Below are 19,675 nucleotides of genomic sequence, written 5' to 3'. Positions count from 1 at the left end.
TAGGCTTGAGGAAAGCGCCACGAGGCTCGGCCATGGCAACCACCCAGCCCGACGAGGGCTTCTGGCAGGACGCCGAAACGGACAAGCAGCACGCCGCACTGCGCGCCGCCCTCGAACAGCGCGCGCGCAGCGGCCAGCCGATGCTCGGCTTCCAGCTGAAGAAGGCCGAGCTGGCCGGCATCGATCTGGTCAACCACGGCAGCCGCGCCGGTTTCGTCCTGCGCGATGCCGACCTGTACCGCGCCGACCTGCAGCACGCCCATCTGTTCGCCCTCGACCTGCGCGGCAGCTCGCTGATGAAGGCCGACCTGCGCCAGGCCAACCTGCACTGCGTCGACCTGCGCGACTGCAACCTGCTGGGCGTGCGCCTGGAAGGCGCGCGACTGGACAACGTGGTGTGGGATCGCCAACTGCTGCAGGAGCGGGTGGCGCGCGAGCTGCTGCGCCGCGGCGACGCCAGCGCGGCGCAGCAGCAGTTTCAGGAGGCCGAGGAAACCTATCGCAACCTGCGCCTGCACCTGGAACAGGCCGGGCTGTTCGAGCAGGCCGGCTACTTCTTCCACCGCGAGATGCTCATGCGGCGCCTGCAGATGCCACGGCTCTCGGCGCGGCGCCTGCTGTCCTGGCTGGTCGACCTGTTCTGCGGCTACGGCGAGAAACCGCTCAACGTGGTGCTGTTCTCCCTCGGCCTGATCGGCGTCTGCGGCCTGCTGTACTTCCTCACCGGGGTCAACCAGGGCGGCCAGACACTGGGCCTGAGCCTCGACCGCAGCCTGCTGGCCAACCTGCAGGACCTGCTCGCCTGTCTCTACTACAGCGTGGTCACCTTCACCACCCTGGGCTACGGCGACATCACGCCCGGCGGCCTGGCGCGGCTGATCGCCGCCGTCGAAGCCTTCGTCGGCAGCTTCACCATGGCCCTGTTTGTGGTGGTGTTCGTAAAGAAGATGACTCGCTAGCCTGGCGCATTTGCCGCCAGACGCGACCGGAATGCCGCTTGCCCGCCTAGACCGACCGGTCTACATAATCTCTCCCATGAACAAGACCACCCGCGACAAGTTGATCGACGCCATGATCGACGCCCTGCAGCGCAAGGGCCTGCACGGCGTCGGCCTGAGCGAACTGCTGGCCGACGCCGGCGCGCCCAAGGGCAGTCTCTATCACCACTTTCCCGGCGGCAAGAGCGAGCTGGCGGTGGCCGCCATCGAGCGCATCGGCCAGCGCGCCGAACAGGCCTTCGCCGCGCTGTTCGAGCACCAGCCCGAGCCGCTCGACGCCCTCGCCGCCTGGCTGCATGGCGCCCTCGGCCAGTTGCAGGGCAGCGCCTTCGAGCGCGGCTGTCCGCTGGCCACGGTGGCGCTGGAAAGCGGCCCCGAGGACGAGGACATCCGCGCCGCCCTGGCCACGGCCTTCGCCGCCATTCGCCGGGCGCTGCAACGCCAATTGCAGGCACACGGTTACCCCGAGGCCGAAAGCCTCGCCGCGCTGTTCGTCGCCCTCTACGAAGGCGGCCTGCTGCAGGCCCGCGTCGCCGGCAGCGCCGAGCCGCTGCGCCTGGCCGCCGACGCCCTGTTCCACCTGACCCGCCAGCAACGAGTGCCACTGCCATGAACCACGACCGCCCGACCATCCTCAGCGAAGCCGTAGTACTGGCGGCCCGCGACGGCTACCCGCTGACCGCCACCCTGTACCACGCGCGCGCCCCCCGCGCGCAGTTGCTGATCGCCGGCGCCACCGGGGTGCCGCAGGGCTTCTACCGGCGTTTCGCCGAACACGCCGCCGCCCGCGGCTTCAGCACCCTGACCCTGGACTACCGCGGCGTCGGCCAGTCCAAGCCGGCCAGCCTGCGCGGCTTCGACATGGACTACCTGGACTGGGCGCACCTCGACCTGGCCGCCGCGGTGGATCAGCATCGGCATACCGAACGCCCGCTGTTCATGGTTGGCCACTCCTTCGGCGGCCATGCCTTCGGCCTGCTGCCCAACCATGATCAGGTGACCGGCTTCTACACCTTCGGCACCGGCGCCGGCTGGCACGGCTGGATGCCCAAGGCCGAGCAAGTGCGGGTGCTGGCCATGTGGCGGCTGATCGGCCCGCTGATGACGCGCTACAAGGGCTACCTGGCCTGGAGCAAGCTGGGCATGGGCGAGGACCTGCCCATGGGCGTGTACCGCCAGTGGAAGCGCTGGTGCCGCTACCCGCGCTACTTCTTCGACGACCCGCAGATGCCTGGCCTGGCCGAACGCTTCGCCCGAGTCACCACGCCCATGGTGGCGCTCAATACCCTGGACGACCTGTGGGCGCCGCCCGCCTCGCGCGATGCCTTCATGGCTGCCTACGTCAACGCGCCCTACCAGGCGCGCACGCTCGATTCGCAGGCCGAGGGCCTGGGCACTATTGGTCATATGGGTTACTTCCGCCCCGCCGCCCAGCGCCTGTGGGACGAGACGCTGGACTGGTTCGAGCGACTGCACGCCGAGCGACGCGCGGCCTGAGCCGATAGTGGTAGGGATGGGTGTGCGCGGCGCACCCTGCGGCGAGTTAGGCCAGCAGCGCGGGAATCCGAAGAGGTCGGGCGAACGCCCCAAAAAAGAAAACCCCGCGTTTGCGGGGCCTTGCAGACTGTAGTCCTGACATCCTTGATCTGCTCACCGTCCTGGCGGCTGTCCAGTGTGTCCCTGTTCGTTTGTGCGCTTCCTGCGCTGAATCCGTAAGCAGAAGAGTACGCCCGTGCCGAATCGCCCGACAGTGGCGATAAGCGGCAGCCTGTGTAAGCCATGGCTTACAGGCAACCAACCAAGCATTCGCTCGGGGTTATCTTGTGACGCGCGTCTTGCTAGACTCCGGCTTGTCCTACAAAAACAACAGACTCCGTCAACGGCGGTCATTGGGGCTCGATCATGCGCGCAGTCACCCTGATTCTCGGTTGCCTGGCAACAGCTTTTGGCACGTTCGTCATGGCTTCTGGCCAGACTCAACTGGGCGATCCCAAGCAGGCCATCGCACAGGCCTTCTGGCAGGATCTCTACGGCGCCGGCGGCACCACGCTGTATTGCGCCAAGCCCTTCGACGGCGAGAGCGGCACCGTCACCGCCAGCCCGATCTACAGCAGCAAGCAGCTCAAGAGCGCGCTGCGCTGCGTCACCGACCGTCAGTGCACCATCATGAATCCGCGCTATCCCTATATCGCCGCGGACCTGCACAACCACTATCCGGCGCTGACCCGCGTCGAGCCGGCGCGGCGCAACGCCCAGTTCGCCGACCTGGCCGACGATGTGCCGAGCAAGTTCGCCGACATCGGCTGCGACCTGAAGACCAGCTTCCAACTGGTGGAACCGCGCGACGAGGCCAAGGGCAATATCGCCCGGGCGATCTTCTACATGCACGTCGAGTACGACCTGCCCATCGTCGGCCTGGTGCCGATGTACAAGGCCTGGCACCGGCTGGATCCGCCGGATGCCGAGGAGAAGGCGCGCAACGACAAGATCGAGGCGCTGCAGGGCACCCGCAACCGCTTTATCGACGATCCGGCGTTGGTGGATCAGCTAATCAGCGATTGACGCGGGGGGTGCCGCGCGCACCCTACGGGCGGGTTATCCCCGGCGTTTATGCAGCGACCGCAGCTTGTAGCGATCGCCGGGATGGATCAGCCGCGCGTAGCTGATCAGGTGATCCTCCGACCAGGTGCGGCGGATCACGCTCAAACAAGGCATCGCCGGGTCGATCTGCAGCAGTTCGGCGGTAGGTGCATCCACCAGCACCGCCTCGACCACGTGCTCGATGTCCGAGATCGGGCAGCTGGCCACCAGCACCTCGTTGGGCGTGTGCTGGCTGAAGTCGGTGTCCAGGTAATGCGGCACCCAGCGCGGGTTGACGAAGCGATCCTCGAGCTGGATCGGCAGGCCGTCCTGCAGGTGCACCAGGATGCTGTGAAATACCTCCGCGCCCAGGCGCAGGCCGAGACGCAGGGCCACCTCGTCGTCGGCGGCGATGGCCTCGCAGCGCACCACCCGGTTGCCGTAGACATGGCCGCGGCCGCGTACCTCGGCGGCGATGTTCATCACCTCATGCAGCGGCGACTCGGCCTTGCGGTCGGTGACGAAGGTGCCGAGTCCGGCCTGGCGCACCAGATAGCCCTGCTGCACCAGATTCTGGATCGCCTTGTTGGCGGTCATCCGGCTGACACTGAAATCGCGCGCCAGCTGCTCCTCCGGCGGGATCTGGTGGTTGACCGGATAGGCGCCGTCGCGGATGCGCTCGAGGAGAAAATCCTCGATGGCCTTGTAGCGCGGGGTGGGACTGGTCACGACGGCTCCTTGGAAATGCCCGGTGCGCGGATGATAGCGCCCGCCTCCACCGGCGGGCAGCCCCATGCCCGCGTCGGCGCCAGGGATTGACGTAGGTTGGGTTGAGCGCAGCGAAGCCCAACAGGTGCAGTCAACCGCGCGGCCTTTCAGTCAGCTGTTGGGCTTAGTCGCGCTGCTCCTCAACCCAACCTATGCCACCGACGGCAGCAGCCCGGCCGGCAGCAGCGGCGTCAGCACCCGCTCGGCCAGCAGCGCGTCGGCGGCGGCGATATCCGGGGCGAAGAAGCGGTCCTCGACGTAGTAGGGCACCCTGGCACGCAGGATCGCGCGGGCCTGTTCCAGCGCCGGCGAGCTGTGCAGCCCCTCGCGGAAGTCCAGGCCCTGGCAGGCGCCCAGCCATTCCACGGCGAGTACGCCGCGGGTGTTGGCGGCCATGTCCCACAGGCGCTTGCCGGCGTTCGGCGCCATCGACACATGGTCTTCCTGGTTGGCCGAAGTAGGCAGGCTGTCGACGCTGTGCGGATGGGCCAGGGCCTTGTTGTCGCTGGCCAGGGCTGCGGCGGTGACCTGGGCGATCATGAAGCCGGAGTTCACCCCGCCGTTGGCCACCAGGAAGGGCGGCAGTTGCGACATGTGCTTGTCCATCATCAGCGAGATGCGCCGCTCGGACAGCGAGCCGATCTCGGCGATGGCCAGGGCGATATTGTCGGCCGCCATGGCCACCGGCTCGGCGTGGAAGTTGCCACCGGAGATCACCTCGCCCTCGGCGGCGAACACCAGCGGGTTGTCCGACACCGCGTTGGCCTCCACCGCCAGCACCTCGGCGGCCTGGCGCAGTTGGGTCAGGCAGGCGCCCATCACCTGCGGCTGGCAGCGCAGCGAATAGGGGTCCTGCACCTTGTCGCAGGCGGCATGGGAGCGGCCGACTTCGCTGCTGGCGCCGAGCAGATGGCGGTAGGCAGCAGCCGCGTCGATCTGGCCTTTCTGCCCACGGGCGACATGGATGCGCGCATCGAAGGGCGCCCGCGAGCCCAGCGCCGCTTCCACGGTGAGGGCGCCGCAGACGCTGGCGGCGGCGTACAGGTCCTCGGCCTCGAACAACCCGCGCAGGGCGTAGGCGGTGGACACCTGGGTGCCGTTGAGCAGGGCCAGGCCCTCCTTGGCGGCCAGGGTCATCGGCTCCAGGCCGGCGATGGCCAGCGCCTCGGTCGCCGGCAGCCACTGGCCCTTGTGCCGCGCCTGGCTCTCGCCGAGCAGCACCAGCGACATATGCGCCAACGGCGCCAGGTCACCGGAAGCCCCCACCGAGCCTTTCAGCGGGATATGCGGGTAGACCTCGGCGTTGACCAGGGCGATCAGCGCCTCGATCACCTTGCGCCGGATACCGGAGAAGCCACGCGCCAGGCTGTTGATCTTCAGCAGCATGATCAGCCGCACCATCGCATCACTCAGCGGCTCGCCGATGCCGGCGGCATGCGACAGCACCAGCGAACGCTGCAGCTTCTCCAGGTCGGCGTTGGCGATGCGGGTCGAGGCCAGCAGGCCGAAACCGGTGTTGATGCCGTAGGCGGTGCGGCCCTCGGCGATGATCTGGTTGACGCAGGCGACGCTGGCGTCGATGGCCTCATGGGCTGCGGCGTCCAGGGTCAGGCGCACGGGGGCCTGGTAGGCGGCGCGCAGGTCGGCCAGGGTCAGCTGGCCGGGGTACAGATTCAGGGCAGTCACGTTCACTCTCCTTTACCGATCATCGGCAGGTTCAGGCCCTGCTCTTTGGCGCAATCGATGGCGATCTGGTAGCCGGCATCGGCGTGGCGCATCACCCCGGTGCCCGGGTCGTTGGTCAGCACGCGGGCGATGCGCGCGGCCGCTTCATCGGTGCCATCGCAGACGATGACCATACCCGAATGCTGGGAGAAGCCCATGCCCACGCCGCCGCCATGGTGCAAGGACACCCAGGTGGCGCCGCTGGCGGTGTTGAGCAGGGCGTTGAGCAGCGGCCAGTCGGACACGGCGTCGGAGCCATCCATCATCGCCTCGGTCTCGCGGTTGGGGCTGGATACCGAGCCGGAGTCGAGGTGGTCGCGGCCGATCACGATCGGCGCCGACAGCTCACCGGACCGCACCATCTCGTTGAAGGCCAGGCCGAGCTTGGCACGCTGGCCCAGGCCGACCCAGCAGATACGTGCCGGCAGCCCCTGGAACGAAATACGTTCCCTGGCCATATCCAGCCAGCGGTGCAGGTGAGCGTCGTCGGGAATCAGCTCTTTGACTTTGGCGTCGGTCTTGTAGATGTCCTGCGGATCGCCGGACAGCGCGGCCCAGCGGAACGGGCCGATGCCGCGGCAGAACAGCGGTCGGATATAGGCCGGGACGAAGCCGGGGAAGTCGAAGGCGTTGGCCACGCCCTCCTCTTTCGCCATCTGGCGGATATTGTTGCCGTAGTCGAAGGTCGGTACGCCCATCTTCTGGAAGTCGAGCATGGCGCGCACGTGCACCGCCATCGACTGTTTGGCGGCCTTGACCACCGCGGCCGGGTCGGTCTGCGCGCGGTCGCGGTACTGTTCCCAGCTCCAGCCGATCGGCAGGTAGCCGTTGAGCGGGTCATGGGCGCTGGTCTGGTCGGTGACCATATCCGGGCGAACCCCGCGCTTGACCAGCTCCGGCAGGATCTCGGCGGCGTTGCCCAGCAGGGCCACGGAGATGGCCTTGCCTTCGCTGGTGTACTTGGCGATGCGCGCCAGAGCGTCGTCGAGGTCGGTGGCCTGCTCGTCGACATAGCGGCTGCGCAGGCGGAAGTCGATGCGCGACTGCTGGCACTCGATGTTCAGCGAGCAGGCGCCGGCCAGGGTGGCGGCCAGCGGCTGGGCGCCGCCCATACCGCCCAATCCCGCAGTCAACACCCAGCGGCCGCTGAGATTGCCGCCGTAGTGCTGACGACCAGCCTCGACGAAGGTCTCGTAGGTGCCCTGGACGATGCCCTGGCTGCCGATATAGATCCACGAACCGGCGGTCATCTGACCGTACATGGCCAGGCCCTTGGCATCCAGCTCGTTGAAGTGTTCCCAGGTGGCCCAGTGCGGCACCAGGTTGGAGTTGGCGATCAGCACGCGCGGCGCATTGCTGTGGGTCTTGAACACGCCGACCGGCTTGCCGGACTGCACCAGCAGGGTCTCGTCGTCGTTCAGCTCCTTCAGGGTCTCGACGATCTTGTCGTAGCACTCCCAGTTGCGCGCGGCGCGGCCGATGCCGCCGTACACCACCAGCTCCTTGGGGTTCTCGGCCACCTCGGGGTCGAGGTTGTTCATCAGCATGCGCAGCGGCGCTTCGGTCAGCCAGCTCTTGGCGGTCAGCTGATTGCCGCGCGGGGCGCGGATTTCGGTATCGCGGAACTTGGTCATCTTGCGGGCTCCTGTGGAGAACGAGTTGAGGGTGGGCGGTCAGAGCCAGCCCAGAAATTGTGCGAGGTAGGCCAGGGGAATGGCGAACAGCAGGCTGAGCAGGGTGCGCTGCAGCCAGATCAGCAGCAGGTGGCCCAGGCTCAGGGGAATCCGCGTGGCCAGCACGCAGGGAATCGAGGCGGAGAGAAACAGCACGCTGCTGACCGAGACGATGGCGGTGACGAACTTCACCAGCACGTCGGCGTCCTTGAGCAGCATCGCCGGCAGGAACATCTCCGCCAGGCCGGCGGAAATGGCGCGGGCCACCTGCATCGGCTCGTCCAGGCCGAACAGCCAGGTCAGCGGGTAGAGCAGCACGCCGAGCGCATCGAACAGCGGGGTGTACTTGGCCGCGAGCAGCCCGAGCAGGCCGACGGCGAGAATGCTCGGCAGGATCGCCGCGGTCATGCGCAGGCCATCGAGGAAGGTTTCACGCAGGGCCGAGCCCAGCGATGGCGCGTTGCTCGCCTGCTCCACCCCGGCGCGCCAGGCGCTGCCCAGGCGGCTTTCACCGGGCTGCAGCGGCGCCTCGGGCGTGGATTCGGACGGCAGCCGCGACAGCGGGTAGATGCGCGCGCTGACCGCCGTCACGGCGAAGGTCACCGCCATGGCGCCCCAGAAGTACAGGTTCCACTGACCCATCAGGCCCAGGGTCTTGGCGATGATCACCATGAACGGCGCCGACACGGTGGAGAAGCCGGTGGCGATGATCGCCGCCTCGCGCACGCTGTAGTGCCCCTGCTGGTACATGCGGTCGGTGATCAGCAGGCCCACCGAGTAGCTGCCGACGAAGGAGGCCACGGCGTCGATGGCCGACTTGCCCGGCGTGCGCCAGATCGGTCGCATCACCGGCTGCATCAGTACGCCGATCAGCTCCAGCAGGCCGAAGCCGATCAGGAACACCAGCGCCAGCGAGCCCAGCGGCACGATCAGCGCCAGGCTGAGCACCAATTTCTCGAACAGAAACGGCAGCATGTCCGGCTGATACAGCGCCTGCGGGCCGAGTTGCAGCAGGTAGGCGGCGCCGATCAGCAGGCCGAACACCTTGAGCACGCTGAACACGCTGTGGGTCAGGCTGCGGCGCCAGCTGCCGTCGAACCAGGGCGCCAGCGCGCCGTAGAGCATGAACAGCAGCGCCACGCCGATCACCAGCGGCCGCGCATGCAGCTGCAAAGCGCTGGCGGCGTGGTCGAGGAGGATGGTCGAACGCCCGCCGAGCTCGAACGGCACGAAGAACAGCAGCAGGCCGATCAGGCTGTAGCCGAGCAGGCGCGCCAGGGCCCGCGAGCGCGACACGCCGGCGCTCAAAGGCAGGGACTCAGACATGGCGCGGCTCCTGGCCGCGGCGGCGGGCGGTGGTGAACATGGTGGTTTCCTCGTAGTTGTTGTTGTGCGGGAAAGGGCCGGGCTTGCGTGCTCAGAGGCTGAGCAGGTGAATCAGCCGCGCCGCCACCTTGGCGGTGCGGTTGTCGATGTCGTATTCGGGGTTGAGCTCGGCGAGATCGGCCAGGCGCAGCTTGCCGCTGCCCTTGAGCCGCTCGATCAAGGGCTCGAGCAGCTCCAGGCGCACCCCGCGCGCGGCCGGGGCGCTGACCCCGGGGGCCTCGCAGGCCGGCAGCACGTCGATGTCGATGGTCAGGTAGAGCACGTCGCAGGCGGCGGCAAAGGCCTCCAGCTCGGCGCCGATGGCGTCGAGGCTCGACTCGCGAATCTCGCGGTCCTCGCGCACCAGCACGCCGAGGTCGGCGGCCCGCTGGAACAGCGCGCGGGTATTGCTGGCGCGGCTGACACCGAGGCAGGCGTAGCGAAACGGCCAGCCGCGCGCGGCGCACTGCTCGGCGATCTGGGCGAAGGGGGTGCCGGAGGAATGCACATGGGCCGGGTCGCGCAGGTCGAAATGGGCGTCGAAGTTGACGATGCCGATCCGCGGGGCATGGTTGCCGGAGAGGTGCTCGGCCAGGCCGGACCAGCTGCCGAAGGCCACTTCGTGGCCGCCGCCGAGCACCACGGGGAAATGGCCGGCATCCAGCAGCGCGCAGACGGTGCGCCCGAGGCGGGCCTGGGCCGCTTCCAGGTCGCCGTCCTCGCAGACCACGTCGCCAGCATCGTAGGCCGGCGCCTGGCGGTGCCAGGCCAGGTTGGCCAGGGCCTTGCGCATCGCCAGCGGCGCGGCGGCGGCGCCGACCCGACCATGGTTGCGGCGCACGCCCTCGTCGCAGGCGAAGCCGAGCAGGGCCAGGCCCGGCTGGCTGTCGCGGCCAAGGGCGCGAATGCGCTGGTGCCAGCGCGGGCTGTCCGGCTCGGGGTCGGTACGCCCGCCCCAGGCCTCCATGGAATGGCGATCAGCGTGCATGAACGAGTTCTCCGTTGAAGATGCGCTGGCGCAGGCGGCCGGCCTGGACGGCGTAGGCCAGTTCGGCCGGGGACTGCACATCCCACAGGCACAGGTCGGCGGGCGACCCGACCTCGATCCGCCCCAGGTCGGGGCGGCCGAGGGTGCGGGCGGCCTGGGCGGTCATGCCGCTCAGCGCCTCGCGCGGGGTCAAGCGAAACAGGGTGCAGGCCAGGTTGGCCATCAGCGTGGGCAGGCAGATCGGCGAGGTGCCGGGGTTGGCGTCGCTGGCCACGGCCATCGGCACACCGTACTGACGCAGCAGCTCGATGGGCGGCAGCTGGGTTTCGCGCAGCACGTGGAAGGCGCCGGGCAGCAGCACGGCAACGGTGCCGGCCTCGGCCATGGCGCGCACGCCGGCTTCGTCGAGGTACTCGATATGGTCGGCCGACAGCGCGCCGTAGCGCGCGGCCAGGGCGCTGCCGCCGAGGTTGGACAGTTGCTCGGCATGCGCCTTGAGCGCCAGGCCATGGGCCTGGGCCGCCTGGAAGATGCGCTCGCACTGCGCCGGGGAGAAGCCGATGCCCTCGCAGAACACGTCCACCGCATCGGCCAGGCCCTCGGCGGCGGCCGCCGGGATCATCACGTCGCAGACCAGGGCCACGTAGTCGTCGGCGCGGCCGGCGTACTCCGGCGGCAGCGCATGGGCGCCGAGCAGGGTGGTGATCACCCGCACCGGACGCAGCTGGCCGAGGCGCCGGGCGACGCGCAGCATCTTCAGCTCGTCCGCCAACGTCAGGCCGTAGCCGGACTTGATTTCGACCGTGGTCACGCCATCGGCCAGCAGCGCATCGAGGCGCGGCAGGCTGGCGGCGATCAGCTCGTCCTCGCTGGCCGCGCGGGTAGCGCGCACGCTGCTGAGAATGCCGCCGCCGGCGCGGGCGATCTCTTCGTAGCTCGCCCCTTCCAGACGCTGCTCGAACTCGCCGGCACGGTTACCGGCGTAGACCAGGTGGGTGTGGCAATCGACCAGGCCGGGGGTCATCACCCCGCCGCGACCGGCGCAGGCGGCGCCCTGGGCGAACGCCTCGTCGAACTCGCGCACCGGCCACAGGCCGGCGATGCGCTCGCCTTCGACCAGCAGATTCATCGGCTCGTCCAGCTGGGTCAGGCCATCGAAGACCCGCACGTCGCGCCACAGCTGTTTCGGGGTTGGGAATGCCGGCATGGGATTCTCCGCATTTATTTTGTATATACAATATGTGCCATCCGGGCGAGCGTCAAGCCATGCGAGGGAAAATGACCAGATGGTCACAGGGCCTTTTAAAACCGATGGATACTGGCTGAATCCGCCTAAATAGAGCGATCAAAGCCGCCAAACAAGGTGGCAACGACCGCACGCCGAGCAATGACCGCTGGTCGCCCGAACGCAATGTATATACATTAAACTGAAGATCGCCTAGGAGGCTGCCATGCCCCATAGCCTGCTCGACCTCGCCACCGCCCGTGCCATGCCCTGGAAGAATGGCGGCGGCGAAACCCTGGAACTGGCCATCGCCCCGGCGGGCGCCGGCCTGGACGACTTCGCCTGGCGTATCAGCAGCGCGCGGGTCGCGGCGGACGGGGCGTTCTCGCGCTTTGCCGGCGTCGATCGCAGCCTGGCGTTGCTCGGTGGCGCGGGGCTGCGCCTGCAGCGGGGCGACGGACGGGTCGAGGAGCTGCACGCCGGCGGCGCGGTGGCACGATTTACCGGCGAGGAGGCGATCGCCGCGACGCTGGTGGACGGCCCGGTCGGCGACCTCAACCTGATGACCCGACGCGGTGTCTGGCGCCATCGCCTGGCCCCACAGCGGCTGCATGGGCGGCAGGAATTGCACAACGATGCGGCGGTGATGCTGCTCTGGTGCCAGGCTGGCGCGGGCATCGAGTGCCGGCTGCCGGACGGCGAGATGCAGCGGCTGGAAAGCGGCCAGGGATTGCTGCTGGAAGACCAGCCCGGGCCACTGGCGCTGCAGGTGCCGCAGCCCGCCCTGCTCTATCTGGCCTGGCTGTATCGGCAGGGTTGACGCCCGCGGCACCTGTCCCGCGCCCGCGAACGAAAAAAGGCGCAGCCCCTTGCGAAGCTGCGCCTCGGTCCTGCCACGCTGGCAGCTAGAGCACGCCGATCTCCCGCGCGGTCTGGTCCACCGCCAGCTTGGTCTTGCTGACCAGCTCGTCCAGGTCGCTGCGCGTGGCCACCAGCGCCGGGGCCATGATCATACGCCCGCCGGTGGCGCGGATGATCAGGCCGTTGTCGAAGCCGATGCTGCGGCAGCGCCAGGTCAGCTCGGTTTCGTTGGCAAAGCGCTTGCGGCTGGCCTTGTCCTCGCTGAACTGCAGCGCCGCGACCAGACCGCTGCCCTGGATCTCGCCGATCAGCGGGTGGCCGGCGAACGCCTCGCGCAGGCACTGCTGCAGGTAGGGGCCGGTATCGACCTTGACCCGCTCGACCACGCCTTCGTCGCGCAGCGCCTTGATATTGGCGATGGCCACCGCCGCCGCCACCGGGTGGCCGGAGTAGGTCAGGCCGTGGGCATAGACCCCGCCCTGCTCCACCAGGGTGTCGGCGATGCGCTTGGAGAGCACCAGACCGCCCATGGGGATATAGCCCGAGGTCAGGCCCTTGGCGATGGACAGGGTGTCGGGCTGGAAGCCGAAGTGCTGGTGGGCGAACCACTCGCCGGTGCGGCCGAAGCCGCCGATCACCTCATCGGCGCACAGCAGCACGTCGTACTGGCGGCAGATGCGCTGGATCTCTGGCCAGTAGCTTTGCGGCGGGAAGATCATGCCGCCGGCGCCCTGGAAGGGCTCGGCAATGAACGCTGCGACGTTCTCGGCGCCCAGTTCGAGAATCTTCTCCTCCAGCTGCAGCGCGCAACGCCGGCCGAACTCAGCCGGGCTCAGCTCGCCGCCGGCGGCGAACCAGTATGGTTCGTCGATATGCGCAATATCGGGGATCAGTCCCCCCATCTCGTGCATAAATTTCATCCCGCCCAGCGCGGTGCTGGCCAGTGTCGAGCCGTGGTAGCCGTTCCAGCGGCCGATCATCACCTTCTTCTGCGGCTTGCCGACAATCTGCCAGTAGCGGCGCACGGTGCGGATCATTACCTCGTTGGCCTCCGATCCGGAGTTGGTGTAGACGGCGTGGCTGTAGTGGCTCGGCAGCAGGCTGAACAGCTGCTCGGAGAGCTCCACCACCGCCGGGTGGGTGGTGTGGAAGAACATGTTGTAGTACGGCAGCTGCTCCAGCTGGCGGCTGGCGGCGGCGGCCAGGTCCTTGCGGCCGTAGCCGAGGTTAGTGCACCACAGGCCGGACATGCCGTCGAGGTAGCGCTGGCCGTCGTTGTCCCACAGCTGCAGGCCTTCGCCGCGCACCATGACCCGCGGGCCTTCGGCATTCAGCGCCTTCTGGTCGACGAAGGCATGGATGTGGTGGGCCGCGTCCAGTTGCTGATAGTCGCGGGTGGTACGGCTGGGGATGTGGGGGACTGTCATGGCAGTGACCTCGCCTCGATGGGTTGTGGGGTGCCGGGGCCAGGCCCCGGCGGAAATCGGTTAGTTACGGGCCAGCACCTGCTCCAGCGGCTCCGGGGTGAACAGCGGTTTGCGCATCACCAGCTTGATCCACAGCACTGCGATCAGCGACACCAGGCCGAGCACCGCGCCGGCGCTGTAGAAGATGCTCGCGGTCATCTCCGGGCTGGGCGAGACGTAGTAGATCGACACCAGCATGCCGGCGATGCCGAGCAGCTGCGGCAGCGGGTAGAACGGCGTCTTGAACGGCCGCGCCAGGTCCGGGTAGTGGCGACGCAGGGCGATCACGTCGAGGTGGCAGATGATGTAGGCCAGCAGCCAGGCGATGGCCGCGGCCAGCAGCAGCAGGCCGATGGCGCCCGGGTCGTCGCCCATCAGCAGCACCGGTGCGCCGGTGATGGCGGCGACGAACAGCACCGCCACCCAGGGCGTGTTGAAGCGCTTGCTGAGCCGCTTGAACTGCGGGAAGGCCTGACCGTTGACCGCCATGCCCAGCAGCATGCGCGGGATGGCCGCCAGCGAGGTGTTGACCGTGCTGCAGGTGGCGGTGACCGCGGCGATCACCAGGAAGATCTTGCCGCCCTCGCCGAGCAGCGCGGTGGCGAACAGGTAGTGCGGCAGCGCGGCGCCGGCCAGCTCCGCCTGCGGCACGTAGAACAGCGCGCCGATGGAGTACAGGGCGATGGTGACGAAGATCACCCCGACGCCGAGCATCATCGACCAGGGAATGTTGCGCTCCGGCTGCTTGGATTCCTCCACCAGCGGGCAGACGAACTCGGCGCCGACGAAGCCCCAGATGGCCAGCGCCACCAGGGTCAGCACCCCGGCGCCGAGCGGGTTCCAGTCGTTGCTCAGCACCCCCTCCAGCGCCGGCTGGCTGCCGCTGCCGGTCACCGCGGTCAGGCCCAGGGCCAGCAGCACTATCACCATCACCAGCGCCAGGGCCGACTGCAGGCGGGCGAACAGGTCGATGCCGAGCAGGTTGAGCAGGGTGAACAGGATCAGCACGCCATAGGCGATGCTCATGCTGGGGAACACCCCGGGGTAGACCTCGCCGATGATCAGGTCGAGCAGCAGCAACTCGGCCGACAAGGCGAACATCGCCACCACCACGTAGCCGGAGAAGGTGGCGAGGATCGCCGGGAAGTGCCCCAGGGCCACCTCGGTGTAGCTGCTCAGACTGCCGGCGCGGGGAATCATCAGCGCCAGTTCGGAGAACGACATGACGTAGGTCAGAGCGAGCAGGAAAGCCAGGGTCAGCGGGATCAGAAAGCCCAGCCCGGCGATGCCGGCGCCCTGGAGCATCAGCACCATCACGCCCTGCGACACCACCAGGCCGATGGCCACGGCGAGCAGGGCGCCGAGGCCGAGGCGGGCCCGGGACTTGGCGACGGGCCGCTCCGTGGCCAGGGTGGAAGCGAGGCTGATATCGGGATCGATCATGGTGGTTCTCCTGCAATCTTGTTGTTGTGACAGGTGGAACGACGGGCCCGCGCGCGGCTCAGCCGCGCAGTTGAACCCAGGTGGTTTTCAGCTGGCTGTACTTGTCGAAGGCGTGCAGCGACAGGTCGCGACCGAAGCCGGATTGCTTGCAGCCGCCGAACGGCACGCAGACGTCGAGGGCGTCCACGGTGTTCACCGACACGGTGCCGGCGCGCAGGCGCCGGGCCACGCGGTGGGCGCGGTTGAGGTCGTCGGTCCACAGCGAGGCGGCCAGGCCGTAGCAGCTGTCGTTGGCCAGGCGCAGGGCCTCGTCCTCGCTGTCGAAGGCGCTGACCGCCAGCACCGGGCCGAACACCTCCTCGCGGGCCAGGCGCATCTGCGGCCGCACGCCGGTGAAGATGGTCGGGGTGATGAAGTTGTCCGAGTCGCCCACGCGCAGGCGCTGGCCACCGCAGGCCAGCCGCGCGCCCTCGCCCTGGGCCTGGTCGATAAAGGCCATGATCCGTTCGGTCTGCCGCGCCTCGACTATGGCGCCCATGCGGCTGGCCGGGTCCAGCGGGTCGCCCGGCTGCCAGTCGCGCGCCTTGGCCAGCAGGCGTTCGACGAACTGGTCGTGGATGGAGCGCTCGATCAGCAGCCGCGAGTTGGCCGAGCACACCTCGCCCTGGTTGAAGAAGATGGCGAAGGCGGCCTTCTCCGCCGCCAGGTCGAGGTCCTGGCAGTCGGCGAACACCAGGTTGGGGCTCTTGCCGCCGCACTCCAGCCACACCTGCTTGAGGTTCGACTGCGCGGCGTAGGCCATAAAGTACTTGCCCACCTCGGTGGAGCCGGTGAAGGCCAGGCAGTCGACATCCATATGCAGGCCGAGGGCCTTGCCGGCCGTTTCGCCCAGACCCGGCACCACGTTGAGCACGCCTTCCGGCAGGCCGGCCTCCAGCGCCAGCTGGGCCAGGCGCAGGGCGGAGAACGGCGACTGCTCGGCGGGCTTCAAGACCACCGAGTTGCCGGCGGCCAGCGCCGGGGCCAGCTTCCAGGCGGCCAGGTCGAGGGGGAAGTTCCACGGCACCACCGCGCCGATCACCCCCAGCGGTTCGCGGCCGATGGTGGCCAGGGCATTGCTGGCGGTGGGCGCGACCTGGTCGTAGAGCTTGTCCAGCGCCTCGGCGTACCAGGCGAAGACCTGCGCGGCGCCCGGCACGTCGAGGTTGTAGGCATCCAGCACCGGCTTGCCCATGTTCAGCGAATCGAGCAGCGCCAGCTCCTCGCGGTGGGCCAGGATCAGCTCGGCCAGGCGCAGCAGCACCGCCTTGCGTTCGCGCGGCGCCATGCGCGGCCAGGGCCCCTGCTCGAAGGCGCGGCGGGCGCTGGCCACGGCGGCGTCGACATCGGCGCCGTCGCAGGCGGCGACATTGGCCAGCAGCTTGTTGGTCGCCGGGTTGATCGACGCGAAACTGGCGCCGGATGCGGCCGGGCGCAGACGCCCGTCGATCAGTGCGCCGGTGGGGAAAGCCTGGGCGGCAGCCCGCTGCTGCCAGTCGGAGAGTTGCAACATCGCCTCGATCCTCGCCACGGCCGTGATGGGCGGCCCTTGTTGTTGTCGAGGTCGATGGTGGCGCAGGGGGGAAAACAGCGAAATTAGTAAATATATGCTCGCGACTTATGAAAAAACTGGGCTGCTGGCGACGGGCGCTGGAGTATGTTGAGGCCTCGAAATCCATGACAAGACGGGTCTGCAGATCCGCGCCGGAGGAGCCCAATGGCCACCTACACCTTGCGTCAGCTCAAGTACTTCGTGACCACCGTGGAATGCGGCAGCGTGGCCGAGGCCTCGCGCAAGCTGTATATCGCCCAGCCGTCGATCTCCACCGCGATCAAGGGCCTGGAGGACAGCTTCGGCCTGCAGCTGTTTATCCGCCACCATGCCCAGGGCGTGTCGCTGACCCCCGGCGGCGCGCGCTTCTACAAGAAGGCCCAGGAACTGCTGCGCATGGCCCGCGAGTTCGAGCAGAACGCCCTGGCCGACAACGACGTGATCGCCGGGCAGATCGATATCGGCTGCTTCGAGACCGTCGCCCCGCTCTACCTGCCGCGCCTGATCGCCGGCTTCAACGCGCTCTACCCCGGGGTGGAGATCCGCATCCGCGACGGCGAGCAGCAGGAGCTGGTGCAGGGCCTGACCGCCGGGCGCTTCGACCTGGCCATCCTCTACGCCCACGACCTCGACGCCACCATCGACAGCGAACCGCTGATGGCGCCGCAGAAACCCTACGCCCTGCTCCCCGAAGGCCACCGCTTCACCGGCCAGGCCCAGGTGTCGCTGCGCGACCTGTGCCTGGAGCCGATGATCCTGCTCGACGTGCTGCCGAGCCGCACCTACTTCGTCAGCCTGTTCGAGGAGCTGGGCCTGACGCCCAACATCGTCTTCAGCTCGCCGTCGATCGAGATGGTGCGCGGCATGGTCGGCCAGGGTTTCGGCTTCTCCCTGCTGGTCACCCGCCCGCACTCGGAATGCACCTACGACGGGCGCAAGGTGGTGATGGTGGACATCGCCGAAGAGGTCAGCGGCTCCGGCCTGGTCGCCGCCTGGCTCAAGCGCGCGCAACTGACCAAGCCGGCGCAGCTGTTCGTCGAGTACTGCAAGGAGCAGTTGGCGGCGGGAGACAGGGGCTAAGTGCTGGACCATTCGGCCCGGGCATCGGCGCCGGCACCCAGCGCCGCGCCGGCATAGCGGGCTGGCAAGATGCGTGATGCCCTGACCGCACCAGCGCACCCGCCCTCGACCGGGAGCGGCGCTTTGCCCAGGCGCCGCGCGCGGTCTAGGCTTGCCTCCAGGTCTGTCGCCCGGAGACGCCGCCATGCTCAAGACCTATCGCGGCAGCTGCCATTGCGGCGCCGTGCAGTTCGAGGCCGAGCTCGATCTCGAACAGGACTCCTACCGTTGCAACTGCTCGATCTGCCGGCGCACGCGCTTCTGGGTCGCGGTCGCCAGACCCGAGGGCTTTCGCCTGCTGGCTGGCGCGGACATGCTGAGCGAGTACCGCTTCCATAGCCGCAAGAACCAGCATCTGTTCTGCAAGCACTGTGGCGTACGCGCCTTCGGTATCGGCAACGACACGCCCATCGGCACTATGTACGGCGTCAATATCGGTTGCCTGGAAGGACTGAGCGAGGAGGCGCTGGCACGCATCCCGATCCGCTGTGTCGATGGCCTCAACGACCACTGGCAGACGGCGCCGGCGTTCTGCGCCCACCTGTAGGCGGTGGTTGCGAAGGCTCCCGGATGCCATCCGTGGGCGTTTCAGGCGTCCTGCTGCAGCCACTGCGCCAGCCGCGCCAGCAGCGCGTCGCAGGCGTCCAGCTGGGCCAGGCTGACGAACTCGTCGGGTTTATGGCCCTGCTCCATGCTGCCGGGGCCGCAGATCACCGTGGCGATGCCGGCTTCGTCGAACAGCCCGCCCTCGGTGCCGAAGGCCACGGTGCTGAAGTCCCGAGAGCCGCTGAGCAGCGCCAGCAGCTCGGCGGCTTCGCCCTGCGGGTCGGTGGCCAGCCCCGGGTAGGCCGACAACGCCTGGAACTCGATGGCGCTGGCCGCGCTCACCGCACGCATCTGCGGCAGCAGCTCGGTTTCGGCGTAGGTGCGCAGATCATGCGCCACCTGCTGCGGATCGTCGGCCGGCAGCGCGCGCACCTCGAAGTCGAACTGGCATTCGGCCGGGACTATGTTCAGCGCCCGGCCGCCCTGGATCAGGCCGGTCTGCACCGTCGAATAGGGCGGGTCGAAACGTGCGTCGCGGCGCGCCGGCGCGGCCAGCTGCGCGCCGATCTCGACGAGCTTGCCGATCAGCTTGGCGGCGTATTCGATGGCGTTGACCCCCTGCGGCGCATAGGCCGAGTGGCAGGCGGCGCCGTACACCTGGCAGCGCATCGCCAGCTTGCCCTTGTGGCCGAGCACCGGGCGCATCTCGGTGGGTTCGCCGATCAGGCAGATGGCCGGGCGCTCGGGGCTGGCGCGCAGGCGTTCGACCAGGCTGCGCACGCCGAGGCAGCCGACCTCCTCGTCGTAGGAGAAGGCGATATGCAGCGGCCGGCGCAACGGTAGCGCGAGCAAGCGCGGCACGGCGGCCAGCACGCAGGCGATAAAGCCCTTCATGTCCGCCGCGCCGCGGCCGTACAGCAGGCCGTCGCGCTCGGTCAGCGCGAAGGCCGGCACGCTCCAGGCCTGACCGTCCACCGGCACCACGTCGCTGTGTCCGGAGAGCATCACCCCGCCGCCGCCGGCCGGGCCGAGGCGGGCATGGAGGTTGGCCTTGCTGCGCTCGGCGTTGTAGTCCAGCTCGCAGCTCAGGCCGAGGCCCTCCAGGTAGTCGCGGACGAAATCGATCAGCGCCAGGTTGGAGTCGCGGCTGACGGTGGGAAAGGCGATCAGGCGGGCGAGCAGGTCGCGACTGGTGAGCATGGGCTGTTTTCCCTGAAAAAATGGGGCTCGAAGGGCTGGTGGACGAGAAAAGCGTCGTCCACCCTACTGGGCATCACGCCGGCAATTCGTAGGGTGGATGACGCTTCATCCATCCACCAAACAATGC

Annotated in this window: 17 protein-coding genes; 7 read left to right on the top strand and 10 right to left on the bottom strand. The window is 68.4% G+C overall.

Features of this window, described 5'->3' with window-relative positions; genetic code table 11:
* Nucleotides 1–32: 32 nt before the first annotated feature.
* The 4 genes from ACIGFL_RS15385 to ACIGFL_RS15370 all read left to right on the top strand — a co-directional run bounded on the left by ACIGFL_RS15385 (nucleotide 33) and on the right by ACIGFL_RS15370 (nucleotide 3,560).
* On the top strand, nucleotides 33–959 hold the full coding sequence (locus tag ACIGFL_RS15385) for an ion channel (protein ID WP_397497775.1): 927 nt from the start codon (nucleotides 33–35) through the stop codon (nucleotides 957–959).
* Between the two features lie 76 nt (nucleotides 960–1,035).
* Nucleotides 1,036–1,611 carry a TetR/AcrR family transcriptional regulator gene (locus ACIGFL_RS15380; protein WP_397497774.1) on the top strand — a complete coding sequence of 192 codons (576 nt, stop codon included), beginning with the start codon at nucleotides 1,036–1,038 and terminating at the stop codon, nucleotides 1,609–1,611.
* Nucleotides 1,608–2,495 (top strand): alpha/beta fold hydrolase, encoded by an 888-nt coding sequence (locus ACIGFL_RS15375; RefSeq protein ID WP_397497773.1) that lies wholly within the window; start codon nucleotides 1,608–1,610, stop codon nucleotides 2,493–2,495. The genes ACIGFL_RS15380 and ACIGFL_RS15375 overlap by 4 nt, the downstream gene beginning before the upstream one ends.
* A 405-nt stretch (nucleotides 2,496–2,900) precedes the next feature.
* On the top strand, nucleotides 2,901–3,560 hold the full coding sequence (locus tag ACIGFL_RS15370) for an endonuclease (RefSeq protein WP_397497772.1): 660 nt from the start codon (nucleotides 2,901–2,903) through the stop codon (nucleotides 3,558–3,560).
* Between the two features lie 33 nt (nucleotides 3,561–3,593).
* Here the strand turns inward: ACIGFL_RS15370 and hutC are convergent, their stop codons facing one another.
* From hutC to hutI, 6 genes are all read right to left on the bottom strand, one after another.
* Nucleotides 3,594–4,307 carry a histidine utilization repressor gene (hutC, locus tag ACIGFL_RS15365; RefSeq protein WP_122110207.1) on the bottom strand — a complete coding sequence of 238 codons (714 nt, stop codon included), beginning with the start codon at nucleotides 4,305–4,307 and terminating at the stop codon, nucleotides 3,594–3,596.
* Between the two features lie 189 nt (nucleotides 4,308–4,496).
* Complete coding sequence (gene hutH, locus ACIGFL_RS15360; RefSeq protein WP_397497771.1) at nucleotides 4,497–6,032, bottom strand: histidine ammonia-lyase; 1,536 nt, start codon at nucleotides 6,030–6,032, stop codon at nucleotides 4,497–4,499.
* A 2-nt stretch (nucleotides 6,033–6,034) separates the two neighbouring features.
* Nucleotides 6,035–7,705 (bottom strand): urocanate hydratase, encoded by a 1,671-nt coding sequence (gene hutU, locus ACIGFL_RS15355; RefSeq protein ID WP_397497770.1) that lies wholly within the window; start codon nucleotides 7,703–7,705, stop codon nucleotides 6,035–6,037.
* Between the two features lie 39 nt (nucleotides 7,706–7,744).
* Nucleotides 7,745–9,070 (bottom strand): YjiH family protein, encoded by a 1,326-nt coding sequence (locus tag ACIGFL_RS15350; RefSeq protein WP_397497769.1) that lies wholly within the window; start codon nucleotides 9,068–9,070, stop codon nucleotides 7,745–7,747.
* A gap of 91 nt (nucleotides 9,071–9,161) precedes the next feature.
* Entirely contained in the window at nucleotides 9,162–10,097 is a 936-nt protein-coding gene (gene hutG / locus ACIGFL_RS15345; RefSeq protein WP_397497768.1) for a formimidoylglutamase, read from the bottom strand.
* Entirely contained in the window at nucleotides 10,087–11,304 is a 1,218-nt protein-coding gene (hutI, locus tag ACIGFL_RS15340; RefSeq protein ID WP_397497767.1) for an imidazolonepropionase, read from the bottom strand. The genes hutG and hutI overlap by 11 nt, the downstream gene beginning before the upstream one ends.
* A gap of 244 nt (nucleotides 11,305–11,548) precedes the next feature.
* On the opposite strand from hutI, the gene ACIGFL_RS15335 reads away from it, so the two are divergent.
* Nucleotides 11,549–12,142, top strand: coding sequence for a HutD family protein (locus ACIGFL_RS15335; RefSeq protein WP_397497766.1), 594 nt, complete (start codon nucleotides 11,549–11,551; stop codon nucleotides 12,140–12,142).
* 85 nt (nucleotides 12,143–12,227) lie between these two features.
* Here the strand turns inward: ACIGFL_RS15335 and ACIGFL_RS15330 are convergent, their stop codons facing one another.
* The 3 genes from ACIGFL_RS15330 to ACIGFL_RS15320 are packed head-to-tail and all read right to left on the bottom strand — an operon-like array spanning nucleotide 12,228 to nucleotide 16,644.
* Nucleotides 12,228–13,610, bottom strand: a complete 1,383-nt coding sequence (locus ACIGFL_RS15330) for an aspartate aminotransferase family protein (RefSeq protein ID WP_397497765.1) — start codon at nucleotides 13,608–13,610, stop codon at nucleotides 12,228–12,230.
* A gap of 60 nt (nucleotides 13,611–13,670) precedes the next feature.
* Nucleotides 13,671–15,092, bottom strand: coding sequence for an APC family permease (locus ACIGFL_RS15325; protein WP_397497764.1), 1,422 nt, complete (start codon nucleotides 15,090–15,092; stop codon nucleotides 13,671–13,673).
* A gap of 58 nt (nucleotides 15,093–15,150) precedes the next feature.
* Complete coding sequence (locus ACIGFL_RS15320) at nucleotides 15,151–16,644, bottom strand: aldehyde dehydrogenase (protein WP_397497763.1); 1,494 nt, start codon at nucleotides 16,642–16,644, stop codon at nucleotides 15,151–15,153.
* Nucleotides 16,645–16,848: 204 nt separating this feature from the next.
* On the opposite strand from ACIGFL_RS15320, the gene ACIGFL_RS15315 reads away from it, so the two are divergent.
* Nucleotides 16,849–17,763, top strand: a complete 915-nt coding sequence (locus tag ACIGFL_RS15315; RefSeq protein ID WP_021442256.1) for a LysR substrate-binding domain-containing protein — start codon at nucleotides 16,849–16,851, stop codon at nucleotides 17,761–17,763.
* A 184-nt stretch (nucleotides 17,764–17,947) separates the two neighbouring features.
* Nucleotides 17,948–18,349: a GFA family protein gene (locus tag ACIGFL_RS15310; RefSeq protein ID WP_397497762.1), complete on the top strand. Its 402-nt coding sequence runs from the start codon at nucleotides 17,948–17,950 to the stop codon at nucleotides 18,347–18,349.
* A gap of 41 nt (nucleotides 18,350–18,390) precedes the next feature.
* Here the strand turns inward: ACIGFL_RS15310 and argE are convergent, their stop codons facing one another.
* Nucleotides 18,391–19,548 (bottom strand): acetylornithine deacetylase, encoded by a 1,158-nt coding sequence (argE, locus tag ACIGFL_RS15305; protein ID WP_397497761.1) that lies wholly within the window; start codon nucleotides 19,546–19,548, stop codon nucleotides 18,391–18,393.
* Nucleotides 19,549–19,675: the final 127 nt, after the last annotated feature.

It is taken from the genome of Pseudomonas sp. NPDC077649 (assembly GCF_044542855.1).
Taxonomy (GTDB): Bacteria; Pseudomonadota; Gammaproteobacteria; order Pseudomonadales; family Pseudomonadaceae; genus Aquipseudomonas.
This window is presented reverse-complemented; position numbering and strand designations above follow the sequence as displayed.

Excerpts from the sequence above, each read along its gene's own strand:
- hutG (WP_397497768.1), bottom strand. The coding sequence starts at position 10,097 with ATGCACGCTGATCGCCATTCCATGGAGGCCTGGGGCGGGCGTACCGAC.
- ACIGFL_RS15380 (WP_397497774.1), top strand. The coding sequence starts at position 1,036 with ATGAACAAGACCACCCGCGACAAGTTGATCGACGCCATGATCGACGCC.
- ACIGFL_RS15385 (WP_397497775.1), top strand. The coding sequence starts at position 33 with ATGGCAACCACCCAGCCCGACGAGGGCTTCTGGCAGGACGCCGAAACG.
- hutU (WP_397497770.1), bottom strand. The coding sequence starts at position 7,705 with ATGACCAAGTTCCGCGATACCGAAATCCGCGCCCCGCGCGGCAATCAG.
- ACIGFL_RS15310 (WP_397497762.1), top strand. The coding sequence starts at position 17,948 with ATGCTCAAGACCTATCGCGGCAGCTGCCATTGCGGCGCCGTGCAGTTC.
- argE (WP_397497761.1), bottom strand. The coding sequence starts at position 19,548 with ATGCTCACCAGTCGCGACCTGCTCGCCCGCCTGATCGCCTTTCCCACC.
- ACIGFL_RS15315 (WP_021442256.1), top strand. The coding sequence starts at position 16,849 with ATGGCCACCTACACCTTGCGTCAGCTCAAGTACTTCGTGACCACCGTG.
- ACIGFL_RS15335 (WP_397497766.1), top strand. The coding sequence starts at position 11,549 with ATGCCCCATAGCCTGCTCGACCTCGCCACCGCCCGTGCCATGCCCTGG.
- ACIGFL_RS15370 (WP_397497772.1), top strand. The coding sequence starts at position 2,901 with ATGCGCGCAGTCACCCTGATTCTCGGTTGCCTGGCAACAGCTTTTGGC.
- ACIGFL_RS15375 (WP_397497773.1), top strand. The coding sequence starts at position 1,608 with ATGAACCACGACCGCCCGACCATCCTCAGCGAAGCCGTAGTACTGGCG.
- ACIGFL_RS15325 (WP_397497764.1), bottom strand. The coding sequence starts at position 15,092 with ATGATCGATCCCGATATCAGCCTCGCTTCCACCCTGGCCACGGAGCGG.
- ACIGFL_RS15350 (WP_397497769.1), bottom strand. The coding sequence starts at position 9,070 with ATGTCTGAGTCCCTGCCTTTGAGCGCCGGCGTGTCGCGCTCGCGGGCC.
- ACIGFL_RS15320 (WP_397497763.1), bottom strand. The coding sequence starts at position 16,644 with ATGTTGCAACTCTCCGACTGGCAGCAGCGGGCTGCCGCCCAGGCTTTC.
- ACIGFL_RS15330 (WP_397497765.1), bottom strand. The coding sequence starts at position 13,610 with ATGACAGTCCCCCACATCCCCAGCCGTACCACCCGCGACTATCAGCAA.
- hutI (WP_397497767.1), bottom strand. The coding sequence starts at position 11,304 with ATGCCGGCATTCCCAACCCCGAAACAGCTGTGGCGCGACGTGCGGGTC.